Source organism: Actinoplanes sp. NPDC051405 (genome assembly GCF_055586185.1).
Map to the genome: position 1 here is coordinate 68,808 of NZ_JBVJIR010000004.1, position 25,634 is coordinate 94,441.

Annotated in this window: 19 protein-coding genes; 8 read left to right on the plus strand and 11 right to left on the minus strand. The window is 74.6% G+C overall.

Annotated features, from left to right (window positions below):
• Positions 1–104 precede the first annotated feature (104 nt).
• From pepN to ACZ6S4_RS10820, 3 genes are all read right to left on the minus strand, one after another.
• A complete protein-coding gene (gene pepN, locus ACZ6S4_RS10810) occupies positions 105–2,555 on the minus strand; it encodes an aminopeptidase N (protein WP_465474714.1) in 2,451 nt (816 codons plus the stop codon).
• Between the two features lie 246 nt (positions 2,556–2,801).
• Positions 2,802–3,890, minus strand: coding sequence for a class I SAM-dependent methyltransferase (locus tag ACZ6S4_RS10815; protein WP_465474715.1), 1,089 nt, complete (start codon positions 3,888–3,890; stop codon positions 2,802–2,804).
• Positions 3,891–3,948: 58 nt separating this feature from the next.
• Entirely contained in the window at positions 3,949–6,711 is a 2,763-nt protein-coding gene (locus ACZ6S4_RS10820) for a BTAD domain-containing putative transcriptional regulator (protein WP_465474716.1), read from the minus strand.
• Positions 6,712–6,786: 75 nt separating this feature from the next.
• Here ACZ6S4_RS10820 and ACZ6S4_RS10825 point away from each other — a divergent pair, with 75 nt between their 5' ends.
• Positions 6,787–7,281: a GrpB family protein gene (locus ACZ6S4_RS10825; protein WP_465474717.1), complete on the plus strand. Its 495-nt coding sequence runs from the start codon at positions 6,787–6,789 to the stop codon at positions 7,279–7,281.
• Here the strand turns inward: ACZ6S4_RS10825 and ACZ6S4_RS10830 are convergent.
• Entirely contained in the window at positions 7,265–8,692 is a 1,428-nt protein-coding gene (locus ACZ6S4_RS10830) for an amino acid permease (protein ID WP_465474718.1), read from the minus strand. The genes ACZ6S4_RS10825 and ACZ6S4_RS10830 overlap by 17 nt on opposite strands.
• A 101-nt stretch (positions 8,693–8,793) precedes the next feature.
• The gene (locus ACZ6S4_RS10835) at positions 8,794–11,265 is read right to left on the minus strand and encodes an NPCBM/NEW2 domain-containing protein (protein ID WP_465474719.1); all 2,472 of its coding nucleotides are present in this window, start codon (positions 11,263–11,265) and stop codon (positions 8,794–8,796) included.
• A 348-nt stretch (positions 11,266–11,613) separates the two neighbouring features.
• On the opposite strand from ACZ6S4_RS10835, the gene ACZ6S4_RS10840 reads away from it, so the two are divergent.
• The 4 genes from ACZ6S4_RS10840 (at position 11,614) to ACZ6S4_RS10855 (ending at position 14,577) form a co-directional block, all read left to right on the plus strand.
• On the plus strand, positions 11,614–12,240 hold the full coding sequence (locus ACZ6S4_RS10840; protein ID WP_465474720.1) for a hypothetical protein: 627 nt from the start codon (positions 11,614–11,616) through the stop codon (positions 12,238–12,240).
• 126 nt (positions 12,241–12,366) lie between these two features.
• Positions 12,367–12,738, plus strand: coding sequence for a DUF805 domain-containing protein (locus ACZ6S4_RS10845; protein WP_465474721.1), 372 nt, complete (start codon positions 12,367–12,369; stop codon positions 12,736–12,738).
• Complete coding sequence (locus ACZ6S4_RS10850) at positions 12,735–13,247, plus strand: hypothetical protein (protein WP_465474722.1); 513 nt, start codon at positions 12,735–12,737, stop codon at positions 13,245–13,247. Before ACZ6S4_RS10845 ends, ACZ6S4_RS10850 begins: the two co-directional genes overlap by 4 nt.
• 82 nt (positions 13,248–13,329) lie before the next feature.
• Positions 13,330–14,577: a protein kinase domain-containing protein gene (locus ACZ6S4_RS10855; protein WP_465474723.1), complete on the plus strand. Its 1,248-nt coding sequence runs from the start codon at positions 13,330–13,332 to the stop codon at positions 14,575–14,577.
• 3 nt (positions 14,578–14,580) lie between these two features.
• Here the strand turns inward: ACZ6S4_RS10855 and ACZ6S4_RS10860 are convergent, their stop codons facing one another.
• The 6 genes from ACZ6S4_RS10860 to ACZ6S4_RS10885 form a co-directional block, all read right to left on the minus strand.
• Positions 14,581–16,656 (minus strand): transglutaminase TgpA family protein, encoded by a 2,076-nt coding sequence (locus tag ACZ6S4_RS10860; RefSeq protein WP_465474724.1) that lies wholly within the window; start codon positions 16,654–16,656, stop codon positions 14,581–14,583.
• Positions 16,653–17,759 carry a DUF58 domain-containing protein gene (locus tag ACZ6S4_RS10865; protein WP_465474725.1) on the minus strand — a complete coding sequence of 369 codons (1,107 nt, stop codon included), beginning with the start codon at positions 17,757–17,759 and terminating at the stop codon, positions 16,653–16,655. The genes ACZ6S4_RS10860 and ACZ6S4_RS10865 overlap by 4 nt, the downstream gene beginning before the upstream one ends.
• A gap of 2 nt (positions 17,760–17,761) precedes the next feature.
• Positions 17,762–18,679, minus strand: coding sequence for an AAA family ATPase (locus tag ACZ6S4_RS10870; protein WP_465475072.1), 918 nt, complete (start codon positions 18,677–18,679; stop codon positions 17,762–17,764).
• A gap of 35 nt (positions 18,680–18,714) precedes the next feature.
• Positions 18,715–20,664: a fibronectin type III domain-containing protein gene (locus ACZ6S4_RS10875; protein WP_465475073.1), complete on the minus strand. Its 1,950-nt coding sequence runs from the start codon at positions 20,662–20,664 to the stop codon at positions 18,715–18,717.
• Between the two features lie 63 nt (positions 20,665–20,727).
• On the minus strand, positions 20,728–21,975 hold the full coding sequence (locus ACZ6S4_RS10880; protein ID WP_465474726.1) for a sensor histidine kinase: 1,248 nt from the start codon (positions 21,973–21,975) through the stop codon (positions 20,728–20,730).
• On the minus strand, positions 21,972–22,631 hold the full coding sequence (locus tag ACZ6S4_RS10885) for a response regulator transcription factor (RefSeq protein WP_465474727.1): 660 nt from the start codon (positions 22,629–22,631) through the stop codon (positions 21,972–21,974). The genes ACZ6S4_RS10880 and ACZ6S4_RS10885 overlap by 4 nt, the downstream gene beginning before the upstream one ends.
• Positions 22,632–22,713: 82 nt before the next feature.
• On the opposite strand from ACZ6S4_RS10885, the gene ACZ6S4_RS10890 reads away from it, so the two are divergent.
• Genes ACZ6S4_RS10890 through ACZ6S4_RS10900 form a run of 3 tightly spaced genes read left to right on the plus strand, consistent with a single transcriptional unit; the run spans position 22,714 to position 25,623 of the window.
• Positions 22,714–24,327 carry an AfsR/SARP family transcriptional regulator gene (locus ACZ6S4_RS10890; protein ID WP_465474728.1) on the plus strand — a complete coding sequence of 538 codons (1,614 nt, stop codon included), beginning with the start codon at positions 22,714–22,716 and terminating at the stop codon, positions 24,325–24,327.
• On the plus strand, positions 24,327–24,965 hold the full coding sequence (locus ACZ6S4_RS10895) for a helix-turn-helix transcriptional regulator (protein ID WP_465474729.1): 639 nt from the start codon (positions 24,327–24,329) through the stop codon (positions 24,963–24,965). Before ACZ6S4_RS10890 ends, ACZ6S4_RS10895 begins: the two co-directional genes overlap by 1 nt.
• A 4-nt stretch (positions 24,966–24,969) precedes the next feature.
• Positions 24,970–25,623, plus strand: a complete 654-nt coding sequence (locus ACZ6S4_RS10900) for a response regulator transcription factor (RefSeq protein WP_465474730.1) — start codon at positions 24,970–24,972, stop codon at positions 25,621–25,623.
• Positions 25,624–25,634: the final 11 nt, after the last annotated feature.

Consider the following 25,634-nt stretch of genomic DNA (forward strand, 5'->3'; position numbering starts at 1 on the left):
ACCTCGCTGTCGTGTGAACGGTAACATCGATGAAACCGAATGCAAACGCGGATCGCCCCGGGCACCGTGCCGGCCCGGGGCGATCCGCTGCTGTCGGCTGCCGGTCAGCGGCTCCCGTTCGCCCGGGAACGCAGCATCCGGCGGACCAGGTCGGAGCGCTCCCGCAGCGTCTTGCCGACCACCGGGGCGACCCGCGCGGCCGCCTCCTCCGCCCGGTCGAGGAACGCCTCGTCGACACCGAAGCGGGGGAACAGCCGGCCGGTGTAGGCCATCGCCAGGATCATGCCGCCCCGGTCCAGGCCGGGCAGCAGGTCCAGGTACTTCTGCGCGTACGGCGCCAGCAGCTCGTCCTGGCCGGGGACCCAGAACGCCGCGGCGACCGGGCCGAACGAGCCGACCGGCACCGACCGGTCGACGGCCAGGGTCTGCCACACCGCCGCCTTCTCGGCCGGGTCCGGGGCGGCGGCCCGCACGGCCAGGGCGCGCCGCTGCGCGTCCGGGTCGGGGTCGCGCTTGAGCAGGTCGTCGACCTCGCCGGCGGTCGGCGCGCCCAGTTCGGCCTTGCGCACCAGCGCGTGCCACCGCAGGTCCACGTCGTCACCGGCCTGCTCCTGCAGCCAGGCCACGTCGTCCAGGTCGCCGGCCGACCGGGCGAACGCCCGCAGCGCCACCCGGCGGCGGCCGTCCTGTCCGGCCAGCTCACGGCAGACGGCGGCGACCGCGGCCGTGAGCCCGGCCCGCTCGGCCTCCGGCGACCACGACTCCGCGATGGTGCCGGCCATCGTCAGATAGGGCTCGATCACCGCGTCGGAGGTCTCCACGCGCAGCACGTCCAGCACGCAGAGCGCCGCCTCGCGGGCGGTGATCTCGCCGGCGATCAGCATGTCGTAGACCGTGGCCACGGCCACGCCGCGCGAGACGGGGGTCGGCAGCGCGGGCGCCGCGGCCAGCAGCCCGGCGGTGTCACCGGCGGCCGGCCGGGTCGTCGCGAACGTCAGGTCGTCGTCGTTGGCCAGCAGGAAGGCGGCGTCGGCGGGCACCGCCACCGGGGTGCGCGAACCCTGCACCTCGACCCGGACCAGCGCCGTCCGCTCCAGCTTGTCACCGTCGCGGCGGTACGCGCCGACGCCCACCACCTGTGGTCGCGGGTCGCCCGCCGGCCCGCGGCCCACCAGCACCACGTCGTCGCCGTCCGTCTCCAGGGTGAGCCGGTCGGTCCCGGCCGTCTCCAGCCAGCCGCGGCGCCAGGCGTTCAGGTCGCGCCCACCGGCCGCGCCCAGCGCGTCGATCAGGTCCTGCAGAGTGGTGTTGCCCCAGGCGTGCTGCGCGAAGTAGTCGGTCATGCCGGCGGCGAAGTTGTCCTCGCCGACGTAGGTCATGAGCTGCTGCAGAACCGAGGCACCCTTCGGGTAGGTGATCGCGTCGAAGATCGACGCCGCCTGCGCGACGTCGCGGATCGGCAGGCTGATCGGGTGCGAGGTCGGGCCCTGGTCCGCGACGTACGCGGTGAGTTTCTCCGCCGCCAGATGTGCCGCCCAGGCATCCGTGTACGCCGTGGCGCTCACCGCGGCCCAGTGGCACGCGAACTCGGCGAACGCCTCGTTGAGCCAGAGGTCGTCCCACCAGCGCATGGTGACGATGTTGCCGAACCACATGTGCGCCATCTCGTGCAGCAGCACCCGGGCGAGCAGCCCCCGCTCGGCCGGCGTGGGCGCGCTGCGCCGCAGGAAGACGTCCGACCAGGTGACGCAGCCGTAGTTCTCCATCGCCCCGCCGAACTCGGGCATGAACACCTGGTCGTAGGTGCGCTGCGGGAACGGCATCCCGAAGACCTCGCCGTAGAAGGCCAGGCCCTGGCTGGTCAGCGTGAACATCTCGGCGGCGTCGCGGTCCAGCACCGCGGCGAGCGACCGCCGGGTGAACAGGCCCAGGTCACGGCCGTCGACCTCGCGCCGGATCTCGTACAGCGGTCCGGCGTTGATGACGGTGTTGTACGGCGAGAGCGCCGGGGTGTCGGGGAACGTCCAGACGCGGGCATCGCCCAGCTCCTGCACCCGGGCGTTGCCTGAGCCGGAGTTGCTGGTCACGGTCCAGCCGGCCGGGGCGGTGACGGTGAACGCGTGCGGCGCCTTGAGATCAGGCTGGTCGAAGCACGCCCACACGTACCGGGCCTCGTCCGGCTCGAACGACATCCAGACGTACACCTCACCGTCGGCCGGGTCGACGGCCTTGTGCACGCCCTCACCCTCGGTGGTGTCGGCCTGCACGCTCTCCACCCGCAGGACGTTGCGGGCGGCGAGCCCGTCCAGCTCGATCCGGCCGTCGGCGGCGGGACCGAGCGGCCGGTCGTTGAGCGTGGCGCCCACCACCTCGGCGGCACAGTCGACGAAGGTCCGGGCGCCGGGTTCCCGGCAGGCGAAGGTCACCGTGGACACGGACCGCACGTGCGGCCCGGTCGGCAGGTCGGTCAGGTCGACGGCGATGTCGTACCGGTCGACCGAGAGCAGGGCGGCGCGGGTCTCGGCCTCGGTCTGGGTCAGGCTGCGGGTCGGCAATGGTCCTCCTCCAGGATCCCCCCGATGGTAGGAGCACCCCGCCGGTGCCCGGGGGGGGGGGGGGGGGGGGGGGGGGGGGGGGGGAGGGGGGGGGGGGGGGGTGGGGGGGGGGGGGGGGGGGGGGGGGGGGGGGGGGGGGGGTCGCGTCCCCCCCCCCCCCCCCCCCCCCCCCCCCCCCCCCCCCCTCCCCCCCCCCCCCCCCTCCCCCCCTCCCCCCCCCCCCCCCCCCCCCCCCCCCCGGACCGGTCAGCGCGCCGTCTTCGAGGCCGACAGCACCAGGTTGAAGCCGGTGTCGGCGGCCACCACCGGATCGGCGAAACCGGCCTCCGCCAGCAGCTTCAGCCGTGCGGTGGGCCCGCCCTGGGTGCCCAGGCCGTACGCGCCGGGCTGGCTCAGCGAGCCGGGCGTGCACAGAGCGGTCGAGCCGGCGAAATTGGCCCGGGCCACCGGATTGCCGATGGTGGTGGTGAAGTCGTCCGCCGACCACGGCTCCACCGCGACGACGATGCCGCCGTCGGCGAGCGCGTCGTACGCGGCGCGCAGGGCGGCCGGTGGGTCGCCCAGGTCGTGCAGCGAATCGAAGAAGACCACCACGTCGTACGGGCCGGCGGCGCCGATCCCGGCCGCGTCGGCGACGTGGAACGTGACGTTCACCGGGCTGCCGGCCTCGATGGCCCGGGCCCGGGCGGTCGTGATCGACGGTTCGTGGTGGTCGAAACCCGCCACCGTGGACGCCGGCCAGGTGCGGGCGAGCAGCATGGTCGCGAACCCGTGCCCGCAGCCGACGTCGGCCACCCGGGCGCCCGCCTCCAGCCGGGCGAGCAGGCCCGGTACGGCCGGGAACCACACCTGGGCGAGCTGGTTGACATAGGCGGTGCGGAAGAACCGCTCGATGCCGTGCGAGGTGCACATCGGCAGGTCGCCGTACGCGACACCACCGTCGGTGCGGAAGGCGTGCACGAGCTGGTCGAGGGCGAGGTAGTAACCGGTGATGATCTCGGCGCCGCCGACGATGTAGGTCGGCGAGTCCACCACGGACAGCGCGAGCGCGTGTTCGGCCGGCAGTTCGAACGTGTCGCCGTCGACGGTGAGGTAGCCGGAGACCGTCAGCGCCTTGAGCCATTCGGTGACCAGCCGCGGGTGCAGGCCGGTGGTGGCGGCGAGCTTGCCCGCGGTCACCGGGCCGGCCCCGGTCAGGGCCCGGAACAGGCCCAGCCGGTCGCCCAGCACGGTCATCGCGGTCGTCGCGGCGCCGGCGACGTCGGTGAGGAGCTGCCCGGCGAAGGCTTCCGCACGGGCCTCGTCGAGGGTCGGGGTCTGCTGTGTCTGTGTCATGGCGGCCACTGTGCGGGTGCTCGCTTGCTGGAGGCGTGCCCGCCGCTTGCCGGGCCGGTCAGCCGTGCCGGTCGAGCTCGGCCAGGGCGAACTCGGCCGTCGCGGTGCTGTCACCACCGACGGGCAGCGGGTCCGGCACCGGCGCGGCGGTCCGCAGGCGGGTGAGCCGGTCCCGGTCCGCGCCCATCACAACCGGCGCGTACGGGCTGGCGTCAGCGGCCGCGACGATGACCGCGGCCGCTCGGGCCGCGCCGAGGTCACCGAGCAGCTCCGCGGTGAGCCGCAGCACGGTCCAGATCTGGGCGGTCATCCCGGCGTCGCGGACCACGGCGATCGCCTCGCGGCAGGCGGTGACGGCCGCGCTCCGGCGACCGAGCCGGATCAGGACGGCGGCCCGGGCCACCCGGGTGATCGCCCCGGTGTACGCCTGGTCGAAGCGGTCGCTGCGCTCGAGCGCCCGGTCGTACCAGGCCAGCGCCTGCTCCGGGGCCGAGTCCGCGAGCAGTTCGCCCCGGGTGAACGGCACGAAGCCCTCCTGGACGTCGGTGCCGAGCTCAGCGGCGTACCCGTCGAGCCACCGCCGGCCCGCGTCCGCCGCACCGGCGTAGGCGTCCATCAGGGCCGCGCAGCACAGTCCGTTGGCACGCGACCAGCCGGGCGCAGCCGGATCGGCGAGCAGCCGCAGCGCGTCCGCACGCACGTCGTCGCGCCGCCCGGCGAACATCGCACCGGTGATGCGCAGCAGCAGCGCCGCCCAGCGCATCGGATGGTCGGCCGGCAGCCGGGCCAGGACCGCCGTGAGTAGGCGGTCCGCCTCGCTCAGGTGGCTGTCCAGGCATGCCGCCATACCCGCGGCCAGCGCCCGCAGGGCGTCGGTCTCCGTCCGCACCTCGACCGGCGCCTGGCGGAGAAACTGCGCGTTCAGCCCGGGATCGGGCGCGTCCAGGCTGGCCAGGGCCAGCAGCGCGGCCAGCCGGGCACCGTCGTCACTGCCGTCCAGCCAGGACAGCGCCTCCTGCAGGTTGGGCAGCTCGCGGCGCAGTGCCGCGGTGGTGTGCGGATTGCGCACGCGCTGGCGCCGGACCAGGTCGGCGGCGAAATCCAGCATCCACCGGGCGTGCGCGTCACGGGCCTGCCGCTCCCGCCCCGGCCCGAGATGGCTGAGGCCCACATGCCGGACGGTCTCCAGCAGTCGGTAGCGCGGCTGCTCCGCGCTCAGGTCGCAACCGACCAGCGACGCGTCGACCAGCTCGGCCAGGACCGGCTCGCCGTCCGGGCCGAAGTGGCGGAGCGCGTCGAGCCCGAAGCCGCCGCGGCACACCGCGAGCCGGTCCAGCAGGGCCTGCGCGGCCGGGCTGAGCAGCCGGTACGACCATTCGACGGTGGCCGTCACCGCGGTGGCCCGGTCCCCGCCGTGGGCCGGGTCGAGCACGTTCAGCCCGGCGCCCAGCCGGTCACGCAGGTGGACCAGCCCGAACACCGCCTCCCGGCGGGCCGCCAGCTCGACGGCGAGCGGCAGGCCGTCGACCAGCCGGCACACCTGCGCGGCCAGCTCCCGGCTGCGCGCGTCGTCCGGGAAGTCGGCCCGCAGCAACGCCGCCCGGTCGCAGAACAAGGCGACCCGGTCGCGCTCGGCCAGGGGACCGAGCCGCAGGACCCGCTCGCCCGCCACATCCAGACGTCGCCGGGAGGTGGCCAGGACGCGTACCCCCGGGCAGCGGGCGACGAGCTCGTCGACCAGGTCCCGGACCGCGCCCAGCAGGTGCTCGCAGTTGTCCAGCACGAGCACCGCCGGCGCCGCACCGAGCCGCTCGGCGACGGCTGCCACGCCGCCCCGCGGTGCCGCCCGCAGCCCGAGAGCGCCGGCCACCGCCGCCGCGACGTCGGTCGGCACCGACAGTCCGGCCAGCTCGACGACCAGCTCGGTGCCGGTGAGAACCTCGCTCATGAGCCGGGTCTTGCCGACGCCGCCGGGGCCCACGACGGTGGTCACCCGGCCGTCGTCGAGGGCCTTACGCAGCGCGGCCAGCTCGCTCTCCCGGCCGAAGAACCGGTCCGGCCGCCGGCGTGGCGCGGGTGGTGGCGCGGGCCGCAGCGCCGGGTCCTCGCTCAGGATCTGCCGGTGCAGTTCGTCGAAGGCGGGCGACGGATCAATTCCGTGCCCGTCGGCCATCCGCTCCCGGAAGACCCGGGCCGCGTGCAGGGCCTCCGCCGTGCGCCCGCTCTGGTGCAGGGCGCGCATCAGCAGCAGCTGGGCCCGTTCCCTGGTCGGTTCCGCCGCGCCCAGCGCCTCGGCGTCGGGCAGCGCCGCCGCGGCATCGCCGGCCGCCAGCCGCCGGTCCAGGCATTCCTCCCGCAGGTGCCGGCGCCACTCGGTGAGCCGGGCGATGTCGGGCGCGAAGGCCAGCCGGTCTGCCACGTCGGACAGTGGATCGCCGCGCCAGAACGCCAGCGCCTCGGCGAGCGTCCTCGCCGCCGGCCCGGGCTGCTGCCCCTGGGCGGCGTCGACCAGGTCCGCGACCCGGGTGATGTCGATCGCCGCGGCCGGCAGATCCAGCCGGTAGCCGCCGGGCTCGCGCCGGATCGCCGCCCCGCCGGTGTGCCGGCGCAGCCGGGAGACGTAGCTGTGCAGGTTGCCGACCGCGTTGCCCGGCGGCTCGTCGCCCCACAGCGCGTCGATCAGATCGGCGACCGGCACCACCCTCCCGGCGGCCAGGGCCAGCCGGGCCAGCACGATCCGCTGGGGCGCACCGGTCAGCGGGGCGACCGCGCCGTCGAGCCGCAGTTCGACCGGGCCCAGCAGTCCCACCTCGACGACCACGGCCTCATTCTGGCCGGGCCGGCAGTGCCGGACCATCCGTTATCCGGCCACGCCGGGTGGGGCAAGATCGGTGGGGTGGAAAGTCCTGAGGAGTTGCCCGAGCTGCGGCCGGGCAGCGAGTTCATCGGTACGGCCCACGCGGTCCTCGCCCACGAGCAGGCCCGCCTGGCCGCATTGCTGGGCGAGCACGAGCTGGCCCTGGTCGGCGGCAGTTCCGTGCCCGCCGCCCTGACCAAGGGCGACGTCGACCTGCACCTACGGGTGCCCGCGGAAGGTTTCGGCCCAGCCGTCGCCGCCCTGCGGGAGATCTATGCGGTGGTGCATCCGGAGATCTGGCAGGAGTCGCTGGCGACGTTCGAGGTCCCGGGCGCGCCGTTGCCGACCGGCGTCGCGGTGACGCCGGTCGGTTCCGAGCACGACACCAGGTTCCGCCGCGGGTGGCAGCTGCTCGCGGCGGATCCCGCCCTGGTCGACGCCTACAACGCCATGAAGCTGCGGCACCGGGACCACCCCGAGGAGTACGAGCAGCGCAAGTCCGCCTTCTTCGACATGCTCATGGACCTTCGGTGACGCGCTCGTTGAGCTTGGAGTGCCGGCGGCTGTAGCCGAAGTAGACGATCAGGCCGAGCAGGAACCACACGGCGAAGCGCAGCCAGGTGGTCGGGGTGAGGAAGGTGATCAGCCAGATGGAGAAGACCACGCCCAGCGCCGGGATCACCGGCATTCCGGGCAGCCGGAACGAGCGGGGCAGCTCCGGGCGCCGGTAGCGCAGCACGATCACCGCCACGCAGACCACGACGAAAGCCAGCAGGATGCCGATGTTGGTCAGCTCCGCCGCCTCCCGGATGGGCAGCAGCCCGGCGATGATCGCCGAGGCCACGCCGGCGATCCAGGTGACCCGGCTGGGCACCCGGCGCACCGGGTGCACCTTGGCGAACCAGGCCGGCAGCAGGCCGTCGCGGCTCATCGCGTACCAGACGCGGGTCACGCCGAGCATGAAGGTGAACATGACGGTGAGGATGCCGATGATCGCGCCGACCGCGATGACGTCGGCCAGCCCGGACAGCCCGACCGAGGCGAACGCGGTGGAGAAGCCGCTCTCCGGGTCGATCTCGCGGTAGTTCTGCATGCCGGTGAGCACCAGGGTGGCCAGCACGTACAGGACCATCGAGACGGCCAGCGAGTAGATGATCGCCTTGGGCAGGTGCCGTTTGGCGTCGCGGGACTCCTCGGCGGCCGTGCTCATCGCGTCGTAGCCGAAGACGGCGAAGAAGACCGTGGCGGCGCCGGTGATCGCGCCGCCGACGCCGAACGGGAAGAACGGCCGGTAGTTCTCCGACTTGATGTAGAAGAAGCCGACCACGATGACCAGCAGCACCACGATCACCTTGAGCACGACCACACCGGTCTCGAACCGGGCCGCCGCCTTGATCCCCCGGTTGAGCAGGAACGCGATCAGCAGGCACAGCACCACGGCGAACAGGTCGACCACGTGCCCGTCGCCGCTGCCGGGGGCCCCCAGCATCCACGCCGGCAGGTCCACGCCGAGCTCGCCCATCAGGAAGGCGAAGTAGCCGGAGATGCCGATCGCCACCACCGCCACGATCGCGATGTACTCCAGCAGCAGGTCCCAGCCGATGAACCAGCCGACGATCTCGCCCAGCACGACGTAGCCGTACGTGTAGGCCGAGCCCGCCTTGGGGATCATGCCGGCGAACTCCGCGTACGACAGCGCGGCGGCGGCACTGGCGATGCCCGCTATCAGGAACGAGATCAGCACGGCGGGCCCGGCTGTCTCGTTGGCCACCGCGCCGGCCAGCGCGAAGATGCCGGCGCCGATGATGCCGCCGACCCCGATGGCGGTCAGCTGCCACAGTCCGAGTGAGCGGGACAGGCCGGCCTCCCGGTCGTCCGCGATCTCCTCGACCGGCTTGCGGCGGAAGATGCCCGATCCGCGGCCGAACTCCGGTGTCGCTGTCATGGCCCCCTCCTCGTGGAGTACGCCACGGCGTCCCACCGATGGGCCGCCCCTCAATCCGGAGTACCACGTCGGCAATCAAAAAGCATCCACGGGAGTAGATGTCATTCGGCGCGGACGTGATCGATGTGGACCACTCCCCCGGAGTTGAGGAAGACCCACACCACCCGGATCTGGCTGACGTCGAGGGTGACGCCGGAGGGGCACTCGATGTCGTCGAAGGACTCGGTGACCGTCCGGCTGGAGTGCGGATTCGTCCACGCCCAGCGCCCGGCCTGGCACCAGGTCAGGGCGTCACCGACCTGCACGGCGATCTCGCCGACGCTGCCCACGTCCTCGGTGCGCAGGTCGAACGCGAGCCCGGACCGCCCGCTCAGGTCCAGCGACGCGGGCACCGGGGCGCCGAACCAGTTGCCCGGCACCGGGGTCTCCACCCGCAGGCCGGAGGTCCCGTCGGTGTGGAACGCGGGCGACTGCGCCACGGTGCCCCCTGTGCCGGGGTTGGCGGTGGTGAAGCCGTCGGTGCCGTCCTCGAAGGAGAAGATGGTCTGCCGCACCGGCAGCACCGGGTCCTCCGGGCCGGCGTCACCGCAGGTCAGCACCGGATCCGCCCAGTCGGTACGGGTACCGGCCGCCCCGGCGGTGACCAGGCGCAGCCACCGGACGCCGGTGAGATCCGCGTCCAGCGTCACCGGTGCCGCCCCCGAGCTGAGCGGCCCACTCGTGGCCGCCACGGTGTCGTCGGCATAGACGGTGAAGGTCGCCGGGGCCGCCGCGGGGGCCTCGTCGTCGACGCCGGCCTGGGTGACCAGCCGGGTGCAGGTGCCACCGAGGTAGTAGACGATCTCGCTGGGTGCCGCGGTGCCGATGCCCCGGTTGTAGTAACGGCCGCCGATGGTGATCAGGTTGCCGTCGCCGATCCCGGCGCCGCCGTTGCTCTGGTCCAGTTCGACCGGGCCCAGGCCATTGGCGGTGGAGTAGGCCAGGACCTTGCTCAGCGCGCGCCGGCCCGCCTGCGGCGGGGTGACGACCGTGGCGACGAGCACGCTGGAGGTCGTGGCGGTCCGCCGGCCCCACCGGTAGTGGGCGGTCACCGTGAGCCGATAGTCGCCCGCGGCGGTGTCGTCCGGGGCCCGTACCGTCCAGGTGGTCCGCAGGCTCTGGTCGGTGCCCAGCCGCGGGCGCCGGTCCGCGCCGGTCGGCGCGACGACCCAGCCGGCCGGCGCCTCGACGGTGACGCGGACCTGCCTCAGGGGCTGGGCGCCCCGGTCGGTGACCGTGGTCGTGAGCGCGGCGGTGGAGTCGGCGCCCGGGACGACCGTGGGCAGCGTGGCGTCCACAGTCACGGCCGGCGGGACGGTCTCGTGGCTGTGCCGGGCCCGGACGCGGTAGACGACGGTGCCGTGTGCGGGGACGGCCGCCTCGATGGTGGTGGCGGCCTCGGTGGTCCGGCCGGTCCACACGTCCTTGAGCCGGTAGCCGCGGGCCGGGTCCAGCCCGGTGTCGGCGGCCGCGACGCCCACGGTGGCGAGGCGGTCGGTCGAGTTGTACAGCGCGATCGCGTGGTCGCCGCCGGCCAGCGGCTTGTCCAGCACCATCAGCCCGTCGCGGTCGGACACCACCGTGGCCTGCCGGCCGAGCGGGTCCTGGTCGATGGCGATGATGTCGCGGTTGCCGAGGATGGCCAGGGTCTGCGCCGAGGCGGTCCGCAGGTCGGTGCCGATGATCAGCGGTGCGGCCATTATCGCCCAGGTGCTCATGTGGGTGCGGTACTCGGTGTCGGTCATGCCGCCGTTGCCGATCTCCAGCATGTCGGGGTCGTTCCAGTGCCCGGGCCCCGCGTACGGGTACAGCGGCGCGTTCTGCGCGATGATCGAGCGCAGGCTCTCCCAGTTGTCGCTGATGTCCCCGGTGGTGCGCCACAGGTCGCCCACGCCCCGGGCCCACTCCCACGGACGCGACGAGCCCCACTCGCAGATGGAGTAGACGATCGGCCGGCCCGCCTTGTCGAGGGCCTGGCGCATCGCGGTGTAGCGCCGGATGTAGTCGGCCTGTGAGCCGTCGGACTGGTTGTTGCAGTTGTCGTACTTCAGGTAGTCGACGCCCCACTCGGCCCAGGTGCGCGCGTCCAGCTCCTCGTGCCCGAGGCTGCCGGGATAGCCGGCGCAGGTCAGCGTGCCGGCGTCGCCGTAGATGCCGAGCTTGAGGCCCTTGCCGTGGACATAGTCGGCCACCCCGTCTATCCCGTTCGGAAACTTAACCGGATCAGGCACCAACCGGCCGTCCCCGTCCCGTTCTTTCTGCGACCAGCAGTCGTCGATGTTGACGTACTCGTACCCGGCGGCGGCGAGGCCGGAGTCGACCATCGCGTCGGCGGTCTCCCGGATGAGCTTCTCGTCGACCTCGCAGCCGAAGGCGTTCCAGTCGTTGAACCCCATGGGTGGAGTGGGAACCAGCGTGGCGACGGGTGCATCCGCCGAGGCCGAGGCGGCCGGGCCGATCGCGACCACAGCAGCGGGAGCGGCCAGGACCAGCACCGCGGCGAGGGTGCGCAGGGAGCGGAACCGGCTGTGCATGGCCACCTCCAGGGGTTTCCGACGACACCACGCACGGTAGGCCTATAGAGCGATGGACGTCAATGAAGCTGAACCGGTCAAGTATCCCGGTCGGGCATGGGCCCGGCCGGCGTTGGTCTGCCTCGTCGCGCCGCACGCCGCCCGGGCGCTGGTCGTGGCCCGGCACTCGCGGGTCCTGCCGGTGGCGGTGCTGCTCTGGCTGCTCTGGCGGAGCCGCGGAATTCTGCCTCGAACCGGTCGCCCGCCCATGCAACCCCGCCGTGCGCGCATCCGTCTGGGGGGTGCGACTCGATCGCCCGTGCGGCCGGCCCGGTCCGCACGGCCGTTCCCTCCAGGAGTGACCTCACCATGGATCTGCACCCCCAGTCCGACCCCGCCGGTACGGCCCCGCGCCACCGCCGCACCGCGCTGGCCGTCGGCGGTTCCGCCTTCGCCGTCGCCGCGATCGTGGCCGCGTTCTCCTTCGCCGGCGGCGGTACGGGCCCCGCCGGGCAGGCGCAGCAGCCCGCCGACCGGCCCGCCGTCGCCGCCGCGGCCACCCAGCTCGTGTCCTACACGGGCAAGCAGCCCAAGGGTTTCAGCCTGGACAAGGTGCCGGACGGCTGGTTCGTGCAGGCCGACGACGCGTCCAGCATCGTGCTCGCGCCCCGCAGCGCGGCCGGCAAGCCGAAGGCCGACCCGTCCACCGACCCGCTGCAGGACCCGCGCAGCTTCGTCGGCAAGATCGCCGTGATGCTGCAGTCCAAGGATCAGAAGGATGCGCCCGCGGGCGAGGCCGTCAAGGTCGGTGACCGCAAGGGTGTGCTGGTCAAGGGAACGGACAACACCGACGGCCGGACGCTGTGGGTGGAGCAGCCCTCGGGCACGTACCTGCTGATCCAGTTCTGGGACGGCATCGGGCTGAGCCAGGACGCCATGGTCGACTTCGGCGCCGGTGTCCACGTGGAGAAGGGTGCCCAGCAGGGCGTCGGCTGATCCTGACGCCGGCCCCGCGACCGGGGCCGATGGCCGCATCCGGCCATCGGCCCCGGTGGCGGCCGGCCCGGCCCTAGCGTTCCCGGTGCCGCCCGAGCGGGCGGAAGAACATCCGGGGAGGCCGCCATGCACCGCTACTACCTCTCGGCACTGCGCCGGTACGCCGATTACCGGGGCCGGGCCCGCCGCATCGAGTACTGGATGTTCGTGCTCGTGCACGCCGTCATCGTGGTCGCGCTGGCGACGCTGAGCGTGGCGGTCGCCGACTGGCTCATGTACGTCCTGATCGCCTACTACTTCGCCACGGTCGTGCCGGTTACCGCCCTGGTGGCGCGGCGCCTGCACGACGTCGGCTACTCCGGCTGGCTGCAACTGATCAACCTGCTGCCCTTCGGCGTCATCGTGCTGCTGGTCTTCCTGGCCCTGCCCGGTGAGCCCGGGCCGAACCGCCACGGGCCCGCCCCGGCCGGCCGCCGCCTGTCCGCGGTGCCGGTGTGAGCCGGGGACGCGCCCTGACGCTGCTCGTGACGGCCGTCCTTCTCGCCTCGTCGGCCTGCGCCGGCAGCGGCGGCGATGCCGGGCCGGCTCCCAGCCCCTCCGGTTCGAGCGCGGCGACCAGTGCGCCGCCGTCGAAGACGCCACCGGCCACCGTCACGGCGGCCGACGGCACCGACGCGAGCGCCTGCGAGGACGGCAGGTGCCAGATCCTCGTGAAGAAACAGAGCGACTTCGCCCTGGACGGCAAGTTCTCCTGCGAGGGCATGCTGCTCACCTTCACCGCGCCCAACGAGCTGCGGATCGACGTCGCCGTGCGGGACGGTGACGATCTGCACGCGACCATCACCGGCACGGGCAACCTCGCGCTCGCCTACGGGCTCACCGTCACCGTGCAGCAGACCGGCCCGGCCGGCGCGGTCGTCAAGGTCGCACCGGCCAAGAACGACCCCGGCAACCACAAGGGCACCGGTACGCAGGGATTCTCCCTGTACTCCGGCGACGGCACCTGATCGGCCCCGGGCGGCGCACCGCTCTACGATGCGGTCAGGCCCCCGGGCGGCGGGAACGGACGGCGGCGAAGAGGACACGACGATGACGACCGATCCGGCCGACGGCGAGCTGGTGCCGCTGGGCGAGGGCACGGTGGGCAACGTGCTGGCCGGTGTGGACGGTGCCACCGGCGAGGCCTTCGCGGTGAAGGCGCTGCCGGGGCCGCTCGACCGGCGTACCCGGGCCGGCCTCGACGCCGAACTGCGCGCGCTGGCCGGGCCGGCCGAGCGCGCGCCGATCCTGCTCGCGTGCGGGGTGGTCGAGCTCGGCGACGGCCGCCACGGGCTGCGGATGGAGCTGTGCAGCCAGTCCCTGCCCGAGCTCGTCGCCGCGTTCGGGCCTCTGTCCGTCGCCGACTCGGTGGCGCTGGGCATCGCCCTGGCCGACGCCTTGGCGGCCGCGCACGAGGCCGGGGTCGTGCACGGCTCGGTGAGCCCGGGCAACGTGCTGTTCCGCGCCGACGGTGAGCCGGTCCTGGCCGACTTCGGGATGACTCTGCGCCGCGCCTTCCCGGCCGAACCCGCCCGGAGCACGGACTTCCGGGCCCCCGAGACCCTGCGCGACGGCACGGCCGACGAGCGCTCGGACCTCTACGGCCTCGGGGCGGTGCTGCACCTGGCCCTCACCGGGCGTCCGCCGTCCGCCGCGGCGCCGGGTGCACCGCGGCGGGACGATCTGCCGCCCGCCTTCGCGAAGGTGGTCGGCGCCCTGCTCGCCGAGGACCCCGGCGAGCGGCCCGCGGGTGCGGCCGCCGTCGCCGCGACACTTCGCGCGCTCGACGCCGCCGGGGACGGGCCGGTGGCGGCCGGTGGGCCGGTCGCGCCGCAGCCGTCCGGTGGGCCGCTCCTGGTCTTCGGCCCGCGCAAACGCTCGCGCCTGTGGGCGGCGCGGGGCCCGGCGGTGGTGCTCGCCCTGGTCGCCGTCGCGGCGTTGCTGTTCCGGCTGAACCAGCCGGACGACCTCGACATCCCGGCGGTGCCGGCACCGGGTGTCGCGTCGCCCGCGGCCCCGGAGCCCAGCCGGCCCGCCGTACGGCTGGAACTGGCCGACATCACCGACCGCGGCGACGTGGTCGACCTGGCCTGGCGCAGCAGCGAGCCACTGTCCTTCGCGATCCTGCTGGCCGGCGAGGACGGCTCCACCCGTACCTTCCTCGCGCAGCGCGCCACCAGCTACTCGGTGCCGGTCGATCCGGTGGCGAAGTACTGCTTGCTGGTGCAGGGCACGAACGGCGTGGACATCTACAGCACCGCACCCGAGCCGATCCGCGGCGCTGTCTGCAAGCAGTGAGGGTCAGCCCGGGCGGCGCAGGCCCCGGTGGTCGAGCAGGGCCCGCAACCGGCGGCGCCGGCCGGTACGCGCGAGCCCACGCCGTACCGCGCGGACGATCGACCAGGCCTGCGCGGCGTGCTGGCCGACGGGGGCCGCGCCCGACCACAGAGCCTGGTCCACGAGCACGCCGAGGCGGCGGATCTCGGCGACGGTGCCCTCGTCGGTGAGCGCCGCCGCGGCGGTACCGAGGTCGCGGACCGTCATGCCGGTGGACACCGGGACGCCGTACGCCCGCAGCCGGTCCCGGACCTCCTCCCACGCGCCGACGACCGCCGCGGGCCCCGGCCGCCGCCGGCGTCGCCAGGAGCGCACACCCCAGGCCAGCGGCACCGCGATCGGCCAGCCGACCAACGGCACCACCGGCAGCGCGAGCAGCACCAGCCAGGGCACGCTGCGCACGGCGGAAGCCGCCGGACCGGCCGGGGCGGCCAGGGGCGGGTCCCGCAGATCACCGGGGGCGGGCAAGGTCTGCCGGGCGCGCTCGGCCAGCCCGGCCAGCCCGTCGCCGGCCGCGGCACCGGACTCCGCGGCACCGCCGGTCGGGTCCAGCGGCACCCAGCCGACATCCCGGACGGCGACCTCGGGCCAGACCAGCGCGTCGCCGTTGCGGACGGTGACAAAACCGTCCGGGTCGGCCTGCGCGGGCATCCGGTAGCCGACCACCAGCCGGGCCGGGATGCCGAGGATCCGCGCCAGGGCCACGTACGCCGCGGCGAACTGCTCGCTCGTGCCGCGCCGGGTCTTGAGCAGGAACTCGGTGAGCTGCGGCCAGGCGTGCCCGGCCGGCAGCTCGCGGCCGATCGCGACGTCGTGGTTGGCCCGGAACCACTCCTCCAGCGCCACGGCGCTGGCGAAGGAGGGCCGGTTGCCGTGCACCGCCGTGCCGGCCAGCCCCTCCACCTGCGGCGGGACCGTGCCGATCCCGTGCAGGCCACCGGGGGCGTCCGGGTCGATCGCGGCCTCGGCCAGGCTGCCGGCGTCGGAGCGGGGCTGCCACCAGCTCAGGTCGTACCGCACGCCGCCCGCCGCGCCGGGCAGCAGCAGCGTGCCCTGGTGCTCGGCCACCAGCGGCTCGACGCCCTCGGCGCGCGCCGGCCAGGTCTGGCTCGGCAGCCACGGTCCCTCACCCGCGGCGAGCTCGATCGTGGCCGTACGCTCGACGGCCGGCACGGTCACCGCCGGACCCGGCGGCAGGGTGGCGCCCAGTCGCCGGAACCGGCCGGCCGGGGTCCAGTTGACGCCGTCGAAGTCCTCGAGCACCACCACCGGCCACCGGTCCACCTCGGTCGCGTCCCGGACCCGGAACACCGGCCGCGACGGGTCGCCGAGCCGCCCGGTGACCTCGTCCAGCGGGCTGGTCAGCCCGGCGTCGGGCAGCGGCGCGGCCTGGTCGCGGGCCAGCGAGTACCGGGCCGGGCCGCTCGGGAGCACGAGCGCCGCCACGACGGCGGCGACCACCGCTGTGACCGCTGCCGGGAGGACGCGCACCGCCGGGCCTTCGAACAGCAGGGTGGCGCCGAGCGCGGCGTAGGCCAGAGCGGCGAGCGTGGCCGGACCGGGCCCGGGGCTGACATAGAGCTGGCTCACCGCGAGCACGGCCAGGCTGGGCAGCAGGGCCGGCCCCGGACTCCGCAGCCGGTGCAGCAGCTCGGCGCCGAGCACCGCGGCCAGCACCACCAGCAGCGGTACGAACAGCAGCAGCGCCGGGTCCGGCCGGGCCGGCCACGTCGACTGCAGCACCAGCCGCCAGGAGTCGCCGGCGCCGTCCACCAGCGCCCGCAGCGTCGCGCCGGTCGGCAGGCCCGCGGCCGTGGTACGCCACAGCACCGTCTCCACGACCGCGAGCAGTCCGGCCAGCAGGGCCAGCACGGGACGCCAGTCCACGACCGAGAACCGGCCGCAGGCGAGCACCGCCAGCAGGACCGCGGCCGCCGGGACGCCGACCGGGACGAGCAGCGCCGCGACGCCGAACACGGGGGCGAACAGCATCCCGGCGAAGGCGGCGGCGAGCACCACGCAGGCCGTACGGACGGTCACCCGAGTGCCTCGTTCCACAGCCGTACGGCCTCGTCGGCCGTCCGGGCCCGCAGTACGCGCGCGCCCGGCGCCTCGACCGGGCCGCCCAGCGCGATGACGTGGACCCGGGTGAACCGCCGCAGCAGCGTGGCCGGCGGCACCAGCGGTGGTCCGTCGCCGCAGACCACGACGAGGCTGCCACCGCGGTCCAGGGGCAAGCGGGCGGTCCTGTCGTCCTGGGTGACCTCGCTCAGCGCGTCGAGCAGGGCACCGGCGGAGCCGGCCGTGCCGTCGACCGCGGTCCGGTGGCCCGAGGAGGTGAGCAGGCAGGTGTGCTGCCCGGCGGCGACCGAGGCGCTGAGCAGGGACGCGGCGGTCTCGACCAGCTCCTCGAAACTGTCGGCGGTGGCGGCGGCCGCCCGGGTGTCGAGCAGGACCGTGAACCGGCTGCGTTGCGGGTCGGCGAGGTCGCGGACCATCAGCTGCCCGGTGCGGGCGGTGGCCTTCCAGTGCAGCAGGCGTACCTCGTCGCCCGGCACGTACTCGCGCACGTCGTTGAGCTCGGCCGACCCGCGCAGGGCACTGCCGGCGACGGTGCCCTCGTGATGGTGGCGCCGCCGGCCGCCGGACAACGCCCGGGCCGGGAGCCGGCGCGGATGCACCCACAACGTCGTGGTCTCCCCCGCCGGCAGGCTGCTGCGGGCGAGCCCGAACGCGTCCCGGCGTTCCAGGCTGAGCGGGCCGATCGTCCACTTGCCCCGTACGTCCGTGGGCAGGTCGTAGTGCAGCACGGTCTCGCCCCCGGGCGGCAGGCCGCGCACCTGCACCGTACGGATGACCGGCCCGGCCGGATCGGCGGCGGTGAAGCCCGGCTGCCGGCGGGTGCCTGTGTTCGCTATCCACAGCCGGGCCTGCGCCGGACGTCCCCTGGTCACCCGGCTCGGGTACACCGAGCGCCGGACGGCGATCCGCAGCGTGCGCCCGGTGCCGAACACGGCCGCCGACACCGCGCCGAGCAGGATCGCCCCGAGCACCCCGGCCAGGGCGAACCGGCCCCACCAGCCGGCGGCGAGCAGCGGGACCGCGCTGAGAAGGACGGCGTACCCGCGGCGGGTCACCCGCATGGTCAGCCGCCCGCGCGCGCCATCGGTGCGGCGGTCGAGGCGAGCGCGTCGTCGATGATCTCCCCGGCTCCGCCCAGGCTGAGCTCCGCCTCCGGGGTGAGCACCAGGCGGTGGGTCAGCACCGGCACCGCCACGTCCTTGATGTCGTCGGGAGTGACGAAACCGCGGCCGTCGATGGCGGCCAGCGCCTGCGCCGCGCGGACCAGGGCGATGCTGCCGCGCACGCTGGCGCCGTAGCGCACGGCCGGGTGCTCGCGCGTCGCCGCGGCGAGCCGGACGGCGTATCCGGCCACGCCGGTGTCGACGTGCAGGCCGCGGACCGCTTCGACGGCGGCGCTGAGGATGTCGGTGTCGACCACCGCGGACAGGTCGTCGGCGGAGCGCCCGGCGGTGTTGCCCAGCACCACGTCGACCTCGGCGTCGTGCTCGGGGTAGCCCACGGTCAGGCGCATCAGGAACCGGTCGAGCTGCGCCTCGGGCAGGCGGTAGGTGCCCTCCATCTCGATCGGGTTCTGGGTGGCGATGACCAGGAACGGCCGCGGCACCCGGTGGGTCTCGGCGTCCACGGTCACCCGGCCCTCGGCCATCACCTCGAGCAGGGCCGACTGGGTCTTCGGGGTGCCCCGGTTGATCTCGTCGGCGATGACGACGTGGGCGAAGACGCCGCCCGGGTGGAAGGTGAAGCGCTCGTCCTTCTGGTGGTAGACGCTCACCCCGGTGATGTCGCTGGGCAGCAGGTCGGGGGTGAACTGGATGCGGCTCCACCGCCCGCCGATGCTGCGGGCCAGGCAGCGCGCCAGGGTGGTCTTGCCGAGCCCCGGCACGTCCTCGATCAGCAGGTGCCCCTCGGCCAGCAGCCCGGCGACGGCCAGCCGGACCAGCTCGGGTTTGCCCCGCACGACCTGCTCCACGTTGCGCATGACGAGCCCGGCGACCCGGGCCGCGGCCGCGGGGTTCACCCGGCGGTCCAGACCAGACGGTTGGACTCCATGCCGTCCACGATCACCCAGACCTCCTGGCCCACACCGTTGAACGGGAACCGGCGCCGGGCGGTGAGGTTGCCCAGCGAGTCGGTGGTCAGCCGGGCGCCCGTGTTGAAGTGACCCCAGCCGGACGCCCACGGCTCGATGTCGTAGGCCGTGTTCGGTTCGAAGCCGCGCATCGTGACCTTGACGAACGCGCACTCCGGCGGATCGCAGCCGTGGTCGTACGTGGTGGGGTCCCCGCGCGAGACGATCAGCGAGCGCTCCGGCGCGGGCTCCGGGACGACGGCCGACACGGTGGCGGCGGGCCCGCGACCGGCGGCATTCTCGGCCGCGACGGTGATCCGGTACGACATGCCGGCGGTGATGCCGGTCAGCGTGGCCGAACGGCTGCTCCCGGAGCGCGTCGTCGACTCGCTCCCGCCGCCGGTGGGTCCCCAGGACACCCGGTAGCCGCTGACCACGGCGCCGTTGCCGGCCGCGGCGCCCCAGCTGACCACGATGTTCGCGCCGGTGACGCCGGCCCGGACCCGCGGCGGCATGCCGGGCGGACTGGCCGGCACCGCCTTGCGGGTGGGCGGAGGCCCGTTGTCCGTGGTCCGCGGCACCGGGCCGGCCCCGAGGGTGGGCGGACTGCCGATCGTGGCCGGTCTGCCGCTGGTGGACGCACTGCTGGTGGGGGACGGCGGGTCCGTCGGGCGCGCCGGTGTGCCCGGCCGGCCGGGCTTCGTCGCCGGCCTGGTGTCGGTCGGCGCCCCCGTCCCGCCCGGCGTCGCCCCGTCGCTGGTCCTGCTCCCGGCCCCGGCCGGAGGCACCGCGCGGGCCTGGCCCCGGTCGTCGACGACCAGCACCTGCCGGCCCTCGCCGCCCTCGACGTAGACCCGGTCGTCCTGGCCGAGGCTCAGCCGGGGGTCACCGCTCTCCGGCGGCACGGCGGACAGGCCCTGGCGCCGGCCGTCCCGGTCGTACGTCAGCAGCGAGCCGTGCTCGCGGTCGAGCAGCACCACCGACGAGCGGCCGGCGGCCGGCACCGAGTAACTCCCCGGCGGCAGCTCGACCGGGACAGGCGCGGCGGCCGGCCGCCCGGAACCGACGGTGCTCGCGTCGACCAGGTGCAGCCTGTGCTGTTGCGGGTCCAGCACGGCGACGCGCCCGTGCACATCGGCGGCGGCGATGCCCGCGCCGGCCGGCAGGTCCACGCCGGCCGGGGTGGACCGGCCCAGCCCGTCGCCGGTCACCGGGGTGAGCGTGTTCGTGTCGGTGTCGACGAACACGGCCCGGCTGCCGACCACGGTCAGCGCACCGGCGTGTCGCGGTGGCGCCGCGGCCGGGCAGGACAGCAGGTCGGCGCCGGGACGCAGCAGGCAGAGCGCGTTGGTGCCGGTGCGGTGCAGCCACAGCGTGCCGTCGGGCGTGACGGCCGGCTCGCCGAGGGGCTCCCCGGCCTTGATGGTCCGGGGCTCGGTGCCGAGCCGGACCACCGTGCCGGTCTCGCGATAGACCAGGTACGGCCCGCCCTTGGCCTCCACGGCGACGGGCCGTTCCCCGGTCGGCGGCGTGAGGGTCTGCTCGACGGCCAGGGTGGACTTGCCGAACTCGAGGATCTCCGTGCTGCCGACCACGTAGCCGGTGGTGTCGCCCTGCACGACCTGGCTGCCCGGCTCCAGGCCGTCGATCCGGGCCCGCGCGTCGATCGAGTGCGCCGAGCCGTTGACGTGGTAGATCAGGTCCTCGGCCGGATTGGCGAACCAGTGGCCGGCCTGCGCGAAGCGGACTCCCGGCGGGGCCGAGGCGGCACCGGACACCGCCGCCGTGACGGCCACCAGCGAGGTGCCGACGACCAGCACGAGGGGCAGCCGGCCCCGGCGGCCCGAGCGCAGCACCCGTCCGGTCCGGGCAGCAAAACGACGCACATCCCCCATGGCGGTCACGCCGAAAGCATAGAAGACCGTGTACATGATCGGTCCACGGCGGATACACCGGTGTCAGGCGGCGGCCGGTAACTCCAGCTCGAAGATGGCGCCGCCCTCCACGGCGTTGTAGACCCGCAGCGTGCCGCCGTGCGCCTGGGCGACCCAGCGCACGATGGACAGTCCGAGCCCGCTGGAGCCGCCGGAGCTCTTGAACCGTTCGAAGCTCTCCTCGGCCAGGGCCGCGTCGATGCCGGGACCGTGGTCGGCCACCGTCACCCGTCCGCCGGCCACGGTGATGTGCACGATGGCCGGCTTCCCCGGCACCCGGCCGTGCCGCAGCGCGTTGTCGAGCAGGTTGTCGATCGCCCGGCGGACCAGGTCGGCGTCGGCGCGCACCTTGGTCGGCGCGGTGGTCACGGTGATGTCGGCCCCGTCGTCCACAGTCTCCTCGACCACGGTGCTGACCAGCTGGTCGAGCCACAGTGGCTGGATCGTCAGCGTCTCCACCCCGGCGGCCAGCCGGGCCCGGATCAGCACACCGTCGATGATGCTGCCCATCCGCCGGGCCAGGTCGACCGTGCGCGGCAGCAGCTCGGTGCGCTGGGCCGGCTGGAGCAGGGCGGTCTCGGCGAGCGCCCGCAGCGCGGCAACAGGTGTCCGCAGGTCGTGCGCGGTGTCGGCGAGCAGCACTTCCTGCTGTTCCAGGGCGGCGGTCGCGGGCCGGACCGCCCGGACGGTGAGCAGGTAGCCCGCCGCGGCGACCGCGGCCAGGAACAGCACCGAGCCGCCGAGCACGGCGAGCACGAAATCCCGGTGCGCGGCCCGGACCTCGGCCGGATCGACCAGGGCGACCACGGCGCCGACGTACTGGCCGTCGGTGTTGCGGAACGGCTCGGCCCGCACCCGCATCAGCTCGCCGGTGGCGTCCGGGACGTAGCCGGTCTGCGCCCGCCCGGAGGCGACAGCCCGCGCGGCCAGCACGGACTTCGTGCCGGCGTTCACCGTCACGCACGGCTGGCGGCTGAAGTGGCCGGTGAACTGCTCGTTCGGGCCGGGCAGGACGGCGAACTCCGGGCAGCCGGTATCCACCTCGTCCCGGCTGATCCGCGCGGTGACAATCGTCCCGTCGTACGAGATCAGCCGGGTGACCGCCGCGGTGACCCGGATCAGCTCCGCGTCCAGTTCCGCCTCGCCGCGCCGGGTGTCGGCCCCGATCAGCAGCCAGGTCGCCAGGATCAGCCCGGCGGCGGTGATCGCGGTCAGCCAGCCGGCCAGCCACCAGGGCAGCCGGCGCAGCCGGTCCAGCGCCGAGCCGGTCATGAGGCCAGCCGGTAGCCACGCCCGCGCACGGTGTGGATCAGCTCCGGCTCGCGCAGCTTGCCACGCAGCCGGCGGACCACCACGTCGACCACGTTGGACATCGGGTCGGTGCTGCTGTCCCAGCAGTGCTCGATCAGCTCGCCGCGGGGTACCGCCTGCTCCGGGCGGGTCAGCAGGTATTCCAGCACCGCGAACTCCTTGGCCGTCAGTCCGAGCAGCACCCCGGCCCGGCGCACCTGGCGGCGGGCGCAGTCCATCTCCAGGTCGCCGTGGCGCAGCACCGAGGGCCGGCCGGTGCCCGCGCGCCGGCACAGGGTCAGCACCCGGGCGGTCATCTCGGCCACCGAGAACGGTTTGACCAGGTAGTCGTCGCCGCCGTGCTCGAACCCGGCCACGATGTCGGCCAGGCTGTCGCGGGCGGTCAGCAGCAGCACGGGCACGGCCCAGCCCTGCTGGCGGCGACCGTGCACATAGTGGATCGCGTCACCGTCGGGCAGCATCCGGTCGAACACCACACAGTCGAAGTCCGCGGCGGTCAGTGCGGCGTCCGCGGCGGCGAGGTCGGCCGCCTGCGTGACGAGCAGCCCCGCCCCGGCCAGCTCGGTACGCACCGCGAACCGCAGGTTGTCGTCGTCCTCCACCACCAGCACCCGCACTGTGCCCTCCCCCGACCGCTCGTGTCATCGGATCCTCATGTGCCCGGATGGATCGTAGGGGGACCACCAAGGAGGTGTACCCGTGCTCTTCCACATCCTCGGCCCGCTCGAGGTGCACACCACGATCCCCGGCCGGCTCGGTACGGGCAAACCGGCCACCGTCCTGGCCGCTCTGCTGTTGCGGCCGAACGCCTGGGTCGGCGTCGACATCCTGACCGAGGCCTTGTGGCCGGACCGGACCGCACCGGCTTCCGCCGAGGCGAACCTCAAGACCTACGTGTGGCAGCTGCGCCGGATGCTGCCGTCGCACGTGGACGGAGGCGACCGGATCCAGCGGACCACCGGCGCGTACCGGATGCGGGTCGGGCCCGGCGAGCTGGACGCGGTCCGGGCCGCCGAGCTGAGTGCCGCCGCGAGCACCGCCGGCACCGACGCCGAGGCGCTCGTCCTGCTGCAGGACGCGCTGCGGTTGTGGCGCGGCCGGCCGTTCGAGGGTGTGGAGGTGGACACGGGCGCGCTGATCGGCCTGCTGGAGCTGCATCTGGACCTGCGGGAACACCTCGGCGAGGTGCAGCTGGCGCTGGGCCGGGCGGCGGACGCGGCGGCCACCCTGCGCTCGGTGACCGCGGACGCCCCGCTGCGCGAGAGCGCCTGGACGCTGCTCGTCCGCGCGCTGCACGCCAGTGGTCTGCGCACCGAAGCGCTGGTCGCGTACCGGCAGGCGACCGGGGTGCTGGCCGCCGAGCTGGGGGTCGGGCCGGGGCCGGGGCTCGAGGCGGCACACCGCCGGGCGCTGGGCAGCACCCGCCGGGAACTGCCGCGCGACATCAGGCTGACCGGCCGCGCCGGGGAGCTGGCGCAACTGCTCGGGCCGGCACCGGTGACGATCGTCGACGGTATGCCCGGGGTGGGCAAGACCGCGCTGGTCGTGCACGCCGCGCACCGGCTCGCCGCGGACCACCCGGACGGGCAGCTCTTCGTCGCGATGACCGGCCGCACTCCCGTGGCCCAGCGGCTGCTGCGCGGCGTCGGCGTCACCGAGGTGCCGTCCGATCCGGACGAGCAGGTGGCACTGTGGCGTTCCGAGGTCGCCCGGCGGCGGATGCTGATCGTTCTCGACGGTGCTCGCGACGCCGCTGAGGTCGCCCCGCTGCTGCCCGCTACCCCCGGTTCCCGGATGCTGATCACCACCACCCGCCGTGGCTGGCACCTGGACGGCGCGGCCCGCCTCGCTCTGCGACCACTCGGCCCGGAGGATTCCGCAGCCCTGTTCGCCACCGCGGCCGCCCGGCCGGGTACGGAGACCCGCGCGACCGCCGCCGTCCTGCGCGCCTGCGGTGGCCTGCCCGCCGCCCTGCTCGACGCCGCCGCCCGGCTGCTGACCCGGCCGCACTGGACGGTGCGGCGCCTGGCCGAGGAGCTCGACGAGGACCCGTGCCGGGTCTTCTCCGGAGCCGTCCGGCAGTCGGCGAACGCCGCACTGACCGGCCTCGACCTGGCCGAACAGTGCGTCTGGCGCACGCTGGGCCCGGCGCCGGCGGAGCTGACGACCACCGCCGGCAACCGCGCCGCCCACGAGTCGCTGGCCGACCGGGGACTGCTGGAGCCGGCCGGTCCGGACCGTTACCGCAGCCATCCCGTGTTCCGGCACCTCGCGGCGTGCCGGTCCGCGCTGGCCCCGCGCCGGGCGGCGTGATGACCACGACCGTGGCGGCACCCGGCCTCGTCGCCGTGCTGTCCGCGCCCGCCGCCGTCGACGCCGCGCTCAGCAACGCCGTCCGGGAGGTGCTCGTCGCCCGTACCGGCGGGACCGGGACGGGCGGTCCGCTGCGCCACGCCGACCACAGCAATCTGCGCCGCGGGGTGCGGTATCGCATCCTGCTGACCGACGGCGTGCGCAGCCGTCCCGCCGAGGTGCTGCGCCTGGGCCGGCTGGTCGACGCCGGGGTCGAGATCCGTACCGTGCCGCAGGTGCCGGCCGACGTGACGGTCGTCGACGGCATGGTGGCGATGCTGGCCCGGGACCGGTCCGGCGACGACGTCGCGATGGTGGGCCTGAGCGGCGTGGTGGACACCGTGGTGGCCCTCTTCGACCGGCTGTGGCTGGTCGGCAAGCCACTGACCAGCGCCGAGGAGCTGTGCGGGCGCGAACGGGAGCTGCTGGCGCTGCTGTCGGCGGGCTACACCGACGAGTCGGCGGCGGCCCGGCTGGGCGTCTCGGTGCGCACCGTACGCCGGATGATGTCCACGATCATGGCCCGGCTCGGCGCGCGCAGCCGGTTCCAGGCCGGGCTGCGGGCGGCGGATCGAGGAATACTGATGCCGCTACGGTAGGCGGGTGCGGGTGTTGGTCACCGAGGACGACGAGAATCTGCGACTGGCCGTGGACGCGTCGCTGCGGGGCGCGGGCTTCGCCGTGGACACCGCCGCCGACCTGCCCGCGGCGGACGAGGCGCTGGCCGTCAACGCGTACGACTGCGCGGTCTTCGACCGGGTGCTGCCGGCCGGCGACGCGCTGGAGTACGTCGCGGCCCGGCGGCGCGCGGGCTGGCACGTGCCCGTGCTGTTCCTCACCGGCCGCAGCGCCCCCGACGAACGGGTCCGGGGCCTGGCCTGGGGCGACGACTACCTCGGCAAACCGTTCGCCACCCCGGAGCTGGTGGTCCGGGTCCGCAGCCTGTGCCGGCGCGGCGGCCCCCGCCCGGCGCCGGTGCTGCGGCACGCCGGCATCGAGCTGGATCCCGGGCGCTACGAGGTGCGCCGGGCCGGCCGGCCGCTGGCGCTGACGGCCAAGGAGTTCGAGGTGCTGCGCCTGCTCATCGCGGCCGGCGGCGAGCCGGTCCCCCGGGCCCGGCTGATCGCCGCCGCCTGGGACGAGGTCGTGCCGCCCGCCACGAACGTCCTGGATGTCCTGATCGCCCAGCTGCGCCGCAAGCTCGGGACACCGCCGGTGCTGCACACCGTGCGTGGCGTCGGCCATCTGCTGCGCTGAGCGCGACTGCG